8 protein-coding genes are annotated in these 7,277 nt (G+C 64.1%); 1 reads left to right on the top strand and 7 read right to left on the bottom strand.

Annotated elements, in window-relative coordinates; translation table 11 throughout:
• Nucleotides 1-9: 9 nt before the first annotated feature.
• Nucleotides 10-219 (top strand): transposase, encoded by a 210-nt coding sequence (locus ACFHVL_RS30360; protein WP_416632010.1) that lies wholly within the window; start codon nucleotides 10-12, stop codon nucleotides 217-219.
• A 185-nt stretch (nucleotides 220-404) separates the two neighbouring features.
• Here the strand turns inward: ACFHVL_RS30360 and ACFHVL_RS30355 are convergent, their stop codons facing one another.
• From ACFHVL_RS30355 to ACFHVL_RS30325, 7 genes are all read right to left on the bottom strand, one after another.
• On the bottom strand, nucleotides 405-848 hold the full coding sequence (locus ACFHVL_RS30355) for a nuclear transport factor 2 family protein (protein WP_416632009.1): 444 nt from the start codon (nucleotides 846-848) through the stop codon (nucleotides 405-407).
• A 178-nt stretch (nucleotides 849-1,026) separates the two neighbouring features.
• The gene (locus ACFHVL_RS30350) at nucleotides 1,027-1,950 is read right to left on the bottom strand and encodes an MBL fold metallo-hydrolase (protein WP_416632008.1); all 924 of its coding nucleotides are present in this window, start codon (nucleotides 1,948-1,950) and stop codon (nucleotides 1,027-1,029) included.
• Nucleotides 1,951-2,101: 151 nt separating this feature from the next.
• Nucleotides 2,102-3,034: an aromatase/cyclase gene (locus ACFHVL_RS30345; protein ID WP_416632007.1), complete on the bottom strand. Its 933-nt coding sequence runs from the start codon at nucleotides 3,032-3,034 to the stop codon at nucleotides 2,102-2,104.
• Nucleotides 3,035-3,051: 17 nt separating this feature from the next.
• Entirely contained in the window at nucleotides 3,052-3,831 is a 780-nt protein-coding gene (gene fabG / locus ACFHVL_RS30340; RefSeq protein ID WP_416632006.1) for a 3-oxoacyl-ACP reductase FabG, read from the bottom strand.
• A 179-nt stretch (nucleotides 3,832-4,010) separates the two neighbouring features.
• Nucleotides 4,011-4,262: an acyl carrier protein gene (locus ACFHVL_RS30335; protein WP_416632005.1), complete on the bottom strand. Its 252-nt coding sequence runs from the start codon at nucleotides 4,260-4,262 to the stop codon at nucleotides 4,011-4,013.
• A gap of 28 nt (nucleotides 4,263-4,290) precedes the next feature.
• A complete protein-coding gene (locus tag ACFHVL_RS30330) occupies nucleotides 4,291-5,505 on the bottom strand; it encodes a ketosynthase chain-length factor (protein WP_416632004.1) in 1,215 nt (404 codons plus the stop codon).
• Nucleotides 5,502-6,770, bottom strand: a complete 1,269-nt coding sequence (locus ACFHVL_RS30325) for a beta-ketoacyl-[acyl-carrier-protein] synthase family protein (RefSeq protein ID WP_416632003.1) — start codon at nucleotides 6,768-6,770, stop codon at nucleotides 5,502-5,504. The genes ACFHVL_RS30330 and ACFHVL_RS30325 overlap by 4 nt, the downstream gene beginning before the upstream one ends.
• Nucleotides 6,771-7,277 lie beyond the last annotated feature (507 nt).

Below are 7,277 nucleotides of genomic sequence, written 5' to 3'. Positions count from 1 at the left end.
TGCACCGCCATCGCCCACAACCTCACCCGCGCCGCCGGGCACCTCGCCGCCGGCACCTGGACCACCGCCCGAACCGCGACCATCCGTACCCGCATCATCACCGTCGCCGCCCGCCTCGCGCACCGGGCCCGCACCATCCACCTGCACCTACCCGAGCACTGGCCCTGGCAGGCAGCGCTCGACAACCTGTTCACCGCCGTCCGCCCGACACCCGGCTGACCACAGCGACACCGACGCGCGACCCAGGCGGCCCGACCACAGGCCACGAACCCCCGCCTCAACCCTCGAACGACAACACCCGGAGCAAGCCGACCACGTAATCGGCGATTCGCCGCGCCCCGAAATCTCCCAATACCGAAACTATTCAACCGAGCTCAAGACGAACCGCGTCGGTGGATCGAGGCTCAGGAGCCATCCACCGACAGAAGGCGGTGCCGAACCAGCAGTTCGTCGTTCTGCCGGACGAGCACGTCCCGACAGTCCACGCTCGCCCGTACCTCGACGGGGCCGCCCCTGGGTACCGCTAGCACCAAGGCGTAGTAGTGGGCATGCAGAGCACCTGCCGGACCGGCGGTCACGGAGATCATGCCCACCCAGTGCCGGAACTGCACGCCCTCGGCCGAGACGCGGTCCGCACGGGCCTGTGCGGAAGCAAAGATCGCATCCCGCCCCTGTAGTGGCTGCAGGCGGCCCGGCTCTTCGAAGATCGCGTCCTCGCTGAAGGTGCCGGCCCACCGCCCGGCTTCCCCTGCGTCCAGCATCGCCATGTGGCGAGCGTAGAAGTGCTGCACCTCGACGTAGTCTGTAGCCGCTACGGGAGTCTCGGCGGGTCTTACATAGTGGGTCATCTCGATATGTCCCTTCCTCGTCATCGTTGCGGGTGAGGCGGGCATGCCTCTCCCGGGCGGTGCGGGCCGACGAGAGAGCTAGCCGTGATCGGACCACGTTGCCGAGCAGACTCAGCGTCGACTGGGCTATCGCAGGTCAGCAGCCGGGGAAAGCGTCGTGGTGGGTCGCCTCCTCCGGTCAGACGTGGCAGGAGGGTAGTCCGCCGTGGTGTTCCACCATCTCTTGAAACACGGCCAGTACGTTCAGTTCGGCTCCTGGGGAAGCACCTTGCTCCTCCGCATAGGCGCGATGCAGGTTCGCCACGATCCGCTCAGCGTCGAGCAGATCCGCGAAGGTCCCGAGTTCCGCCTCCCGCGCAGTCTGCAGCGGCGTACGTCCAGCCCGAAGGCCTGCTCGGGCAAGGCTCTGGATCCACCGCAGATACTCTTCTGTTTGGTCGAGTAGCTCGGGCCCGCCCACAGGTCCGTGCCCTGGCACCACCACACGCGCCGACAGGGCCCGCAACCGCTCGATGCTCCTCAGGGAGCCAGTGACGGACCCCATGAGACAAAAGGGGGTCGCGCCGTTCATGACGATGTCGCCGGCGAACAGAACCCCGCCGTCGGGGATCCAGACAACCGTGTCAGTGATCGTGTGCGCGGGCCCGGGGTGGAACAATTCAAGCCGCCGTTCGCCCACATGCAGCGTCATCTGATCCCGGTACGTGACGACCGGCAGCTTGATCCGGATGTCGCCCCACTCGACGTCAGGCCAGAGCGCCGCCAGGCCGAGGTCGGCCAGGGCCATCTCACTCCGGGCGAGTTCGTGCGCGACCACGATGGCTTCCGGAGCGAAGGCGAAGTTTCCGAAGGTGTGGTCTCCGTGGAAGTGCGTGTTGACCACGATCCGGGGCACGATATCGGTCAGGCCGGCGATGGCGTTACGTAGCTGCCGGGAGCGGCGTGCGGTCGCTGCGGTGTCAATCACGACGGCGTCCGTTTCGCCGATGACGACGCCAGCGTTGTTCAGGCACCAGCCTCCGTCGGGCTGTACGTACGCGTACACCTGGTCGGCGACGGCGTCGAGGGTCGGCTCGTCATGAGGGCTGGTCTGGGGCGTCACACATCCACCCTGCCGGTAACGGATCGAGACGGATTGGAGAGGGGGTCGATGACAGAAGGCCCGGTGCAAGGTGCCTGCTGACCGAGGCCTCGTCGGCGACGGGGACCCGGAATCTCTGTCTACAGGTCCCCGTCAGGCCGGGCAGGCGCCCCTACCGTCGTGAATGCTCCTTGGCGTGGCCGAGGGTTGCCAGACTGTTGGTACTCAGCGCCTGGCGCACGAAGGCCTTGGCCTCCGCGACGCCAGCCTCCGGGCCGAGAATCCGGGCCACATTGGCCTCGTTGATCCGCACGGTGTGCCGAGAGGTGACCTGCACTCCGCCGTCCGTCTCCTCGATCAGCCAGTGACCGGTGTGCAGCGTCATCAGCGCGGGCAGCACGATCTGCTTGTAGACGATCCGCTCGTACGGCAGGCACACCCGTACCGACATCGTGGTGTGGGTCGAACCGTCACCGGTACGGGTGTCCATCTCGAGGACCTGCAGCCCTTCGACGTCCTCCTGCAACTTCACCCGGCTGACGTGCGGCAACCGCTCGGACCAGCGCTGTGCCTCGTTGAGGAAGTCGTAGACGTCCTTGGCCGACGCCTCGATCCGGACCGTGTCGTCAAAGGTGAGCAAGAACTCGTCGCGGCCGTCGGCCCGCTCCGCGGCAGTTTTGAGCGCGGTCAGTTCAGCGTCGCTGTTGCGATCGACGGCCTGGGCGATCCAGGCCAGTTTACCGGGATCGTCGTCGACAGCCCGATAGTCGTGCAGCAGCACGACCTGGCACCGCCGGTCACCGAGCGGCCGCACCAACCAGGAACCACCCATGGCACCAACCGGGGGCTGAGAAACCTCCTGGCGGAAATCTACCCGCCAGGCCTCCGCGTCGAGCCGCCTTCGGGAAATCCAAGTCTTTGCCTCGCCGTTCGCCGTAGCCCAGATCCTTATACGTTCCTCACCCCCGCCGAGATCGTCGCGCTCCACGTGCACGGTCGGCGGAAAAATCAGGGGCCAGTTGGCCGCCTCCACGATCAACCGATACACGATATCCACCGGCGCGTCGACAGCGACTTCGTGCGATACCTCGGTAATGCCTGCCATTCTTCTTCCTAACGATATCAGTAGTTCCCCAGTCCACCACAGACGTTTATCGCCTGGGCGGTGACCGGTGCTGCAATGTCGGAGACCAGGTAGCTCACCATTCCAGCAACTTCCTCTGGAACCGCGTATCGGCCAAGTGGGATCTTTGCCTGAAAGCGCGTCAGAATATGCTCCTCGCTGGTGTTCCACGCTGCCGCGTAACCTTGCCTGACTCGTTTCGCCATCCGTGTCTCGACGTATCCGGGACAAACAGCGTTGACGGTGACTCCCGTCTTCGCCAGCTCCAACCCAAGTGCCTTTGTAAAGCCCACGACCCCATGTTTCGAAGCCGAGTAGGGCGCGCCGAGTACGACGCCCTGCTTCCCCCCGGTAGAGGCGATGTTGATGATCCGGCCCTGCCCACGGCTGAGCATCCCACTGTTCAGCACTTCCCTGGTTACCAGGAAGACACCGTTGAGATTTGTGTTGATGACGTCGTACCACAGCTCGTCGGCGATCTCGGCGGTTTTCCCACCACCGCTACGCCCGGCATTGTTGACTAGGACATCAATGCGGCCGTACCGGTCGAGCACAGCTTGGATCAGGCGTTTGACCTCGGCGGCGTCTCGGACGTCACAGGCACTTCCCCCCGCTTCCGCCCCGTCTGCGCTCAGTTGCTTGACCGTCTGCGCCACAGCGTCCGCGTCCCTGGCACAAATGAAGACCCGATAGCCCTGGCTGGCCAGATTTGTCGCGATGGCCAACCCAATCCCACTAGTCGCGCCCGTAATCAGCGCCACCCGTCCGTTCTCATCCATGTCGCCTCCTAAAGATGGGTCGCGTCTCCACCAGGCGACCAAGCCGCCTGATTCCTTTCGTCATCAGCCCGCTCCTGTGCCCCTTGCACGACCAGCGGCGCGCTATACATCGACTGGGTCTTCGAGATGGATTCGTCCTGGCTGGACCAGACGGGCCAGGTCAGTCCTCACGATGGGCGCTACGCCCTGAGCTGGCTGGCGTTGACAATCGCAAAAAGTTCGCGCGGCGTCCCGGCTGCAACGGCGTCGTCGTCCAGCTTAATCCCGAACTCTTGCTCGATCCGACTACCGGTCTCGAGCATCGCCACCGAGTCGTAACCGAGATCGGCAAAAGTGGTATCAAGGATGTCGCCATCAAGATTCACCCCTTCGGCGGCACCAGCGCATTCATGCAGGATCCGCCTCAGATCGTCGAGATCGGGCTTGGACATGGTCTCGGCTCCTCTCTAGCTGGTCGGCTCAGTCAGTGGCGCGGACCACTACCGCCGCGTTGTGTCCGCCGCGTCCGCGGGCGAGCACCAGTGCACTCTCGACCCGCTGCACCCTTGGCTCCCCGATGACGAGATCGATTTGCCGGTCATCGGCTGGAGGAACATTGATGGTAGGTGGCACTGTGGCATCCTGGATGGACATCAATGCGGCCGCAAGATCTAGCGACGCGGCACCCGAGTACAGTCGCCCGGTCATTGTCTTAGGGGCGGTTACTGGCACACGACGGCGTCCGAACACCTCACTGATGGCGTCGACCTCAATCCGGTCGAGTAGTGGGACACCGGCAGCATCGGCAAAGACGACATCGATGTCGGCAGGCGCCATTGCCGCATCGGCGAGAGCGAGTTCGATTGCCCGCCGCAGCCCGGGTGGGCGCCCGGTGTCCGAGCGTGGATCGAACGTCGCTCCGTACCCGGCAATCTTCCCATAGGTCCGGACGCCGCGCTGCCGGGCCGAGTCCAGGTCCTCGACTACCAGGATGGCACCGCCTTCGCCTGGCACGTACCCACTGGCCGCAGGGTCAAAAGGTAGATAGGCCCGGTCCGGTTCGTCGACGTGGCTCAGCCGGCCACCGGCAAGCTGAGCCACCCAGCCCCATGGGCAGATCGAGGCGTCAACACCCCCGGTCACGACCAGTGGCACGCCGTTGCGGATTTGCCGCCGCGCATGCGCTACCGCGTCGAGCCCGCCGGCCTGATCGCTGACCAGCACTCCGCTTGGCCCACGCAGTCCGTGACGGATAGAGATCTGTCCAGAGTTGACTGCATAGAACCATGCAAATGACTGGTACGCGCTCACATGCTGCCCGCCCAGATTCCATAGTTTCTGCAGCTCGCGTTGCCCGAACTCGAATCCACCGGATGAACTGGCGGTGATCACAGACATGCCGAACTCCGGGAGTGCACCTGGCTCGACTCGGGCGTCCGCGAGAGCCCAATCGGCGGCGACAAGGGCCAACTGAGTCATACGATCGGTCTGTGGGATAAGCCGGCTGGGCAGATAGTCTGCAGGATCGAATCCTGGAACCTGTCCCGCCAGGCGAGCCGGGTACTGGCTAGGATCGAACCGGGTGATAGGGCCGATTCCGCTGAGTCCCTTGAGCGTTGCCGGCCACCACTGTTCTACCCCGAGTCCATTCGGCGCCGTCACGCCAAGGCCAGTAATGACTGCATGGGTCGTCACAGCACCCTCCTATTTGGCTTGGACAGCACCATCGCACTCTGGAATCCACCGAATCCACTACCGACGGTGAGCACCACGTTGGTGGTGTGCTCGCGAGCGTGCAGTGGCACGTAGTCCAGATCGCATTCTGGGTCCGGCTCATGCAGATTCGCGGTCGGTGGAACTGTGTTGTTCTCCATCGCCAGCACAGATGCAGCAATCTCGATCGACCCGATAGCGCCGAGGGAGTGACCGATCATGGATTTTATGGAGCTCACTGGAGTCCGGTAGGCATGTTGGCCCAGACTACGTTTGAACGCTGCCGTCTCGTGCCGGTCGTTCTGTTTTGTTCCGGACCCATGTGCGTTGATGTAGTCGACCTCGGTCGGGTTGATCTGCGCCTCCCCGAGCGCTACCCGGATCGCCTCGGCCATTTCTCTGCCGTCAGGACGAAGACCGGTCATGTGAAAAGCGTTGCACCGGGAGGCGAATCCGGCGATCTCGGCGTAAACCCGCGCGTAACGCCGTCGCGCGTGCTCAAGCTCCTCTAGCACGAAGACGGCAGCGCCCTCGCCCAGCACAAAGCCGTTGCGGGTCGCGTCGAACGGCCGCGAAGCATGCTCAGGATCCTCGTTGCGCGGAGTGGTTGCCTTGATCGCGTCGAAACACGCGACGGTGATCGGAGAGATGGGTGCGTCGGTAGCACCGGCGATCATCACGTCCGCCGAGCCCTCACGCAGCAGTTCGCGGGCGTAGCCGACGGAGTCCAGTCCGGATGTGCAGCCGGTGGAGATGACGGTCGCCGGGCCCTCCGCGTCCACTGCCCAGGCGACCTCGGCCGCCATAGAACTCGGCACGAAGTGCGAATAGAGATGGGGTACCGCGTGTTCGTGATCGACTAGCCAGGTACTGCCGTCACCGCTGACCGTACGGTACTCCTGTTCCAACCCCATGGTACAGCCGACCGCGCTGCCGATCGCAACTCCATAGCGGTGCGGATCCATGCCCGACAGGTTCAGCCCGCTGTCGGCAACCGCACCACGGGCGGCCACGACCGCGAACTGAGTCGCGCGGTCCATCCGCTGCACCTCGGATGGCTGTAGGCCATGCGACCCGGGGTCGAAATCTACTTCCGCCGCGACCCTCGACCGGAATGGCGACGCGTCGAAGAAGGAGATTGCTCGAGTCGCGGTCCTTCCCTGGCTGAGCAAATCCCAGAATGGCTTTACCCCCACCCCACCTGGGGCCAGGACACCCATCCCGGTGATAACCACCCGACGGCGCATCGAGACGTCTCCGTTCAGCAGACGGTGGCTGGGCCCGACCGCCCACGGTGCGGCAGTGCGGTTAGGTCGAAGATGCCTGACCACGCTATAGCTGTACCGAGAGGAAGACTCGAAGGTGGCTGGTGCTGGGGTGGGTCTGGGGCATAGGGAACCGACGTAGCCTGCGACACCGAGGGTTCGGCAATTGATCGACAACTCGATCTGGCACGACCTGTCAGATCGATCGAGTAGGGCCCGGGACCTGCCGGTACTACAGCCCCAGATCTTAGATTCGGGGGCACTTGAGATCGATAGTTGCACCTGGCGGGAACTCCGTGGCGGTGGATGATCTCCACCACCATCACCGGGTCCGTCCACACTGCTGATCTACCGGAACCACCACTCCGAAGACCAGCGGGAGACGCCCGACGAGTTCGGACGACAGCTGTTCACGGTGCAATGCCACTTAACGTAAGTTGATCATGGTGTTGGGCTGGGGTTTCGTGGCCGTGTTGGTGTCGCGGCGTA

It is taken from the genome of Micromonospora sp. LOL_023 (genome assembly GCF_048060115.1).
Classification (GTDB): Bacteria; Actinomycetota; Actinomycetes; order Mycobacteriales; family Micromonosporaceae; genus Micromonospora_E.
Note: the sequence above shows the minus strand (reverse complement) of the source record. Positions and strands in the feature narration are given on the sequence as shown.

Excerpts from the sequence above, each read along its gene's own strand:
- ACFHVL_RS30355 (WP_416632009.1), bottom strand. The coding sequence starts at position 848 with ATGACCCACTATGTAAGACCCGCCGAGACTCCCGTAGCGGCTACAGAC.
- ACFHVL_RS30345 (WP_416632007.1), bottom strand. The coding sequence starts at position 3,034 with ATGGCAGGCATTACCGAGGTATCGCACGAAGTCGCTGTCGACGCGCCG.
- fabG (WP_416632006.1), bottom strand. The coding sequence starts at position 3,831 with ATGGATGAGAACGGACGGGTGGCGCTGATTACGGGCGCGACTAGTGGG.
- ACFHVL_RS30335 (WP_416632005.1), bottom strand. The coding sequence starts at position 4,262 with ATGTCCAAGCCCGATCTCGACGATCTGAGGCGGATCCTGCATGAATGC.
- ACFHVL_RS30325 (WP_416632003.1), bottom strand. The coding sequence starts at position 6,770 with ATGCGCCGTCGGGTGGTTATCACCGGGATGGGTGTCCTGGCCCCAGGT.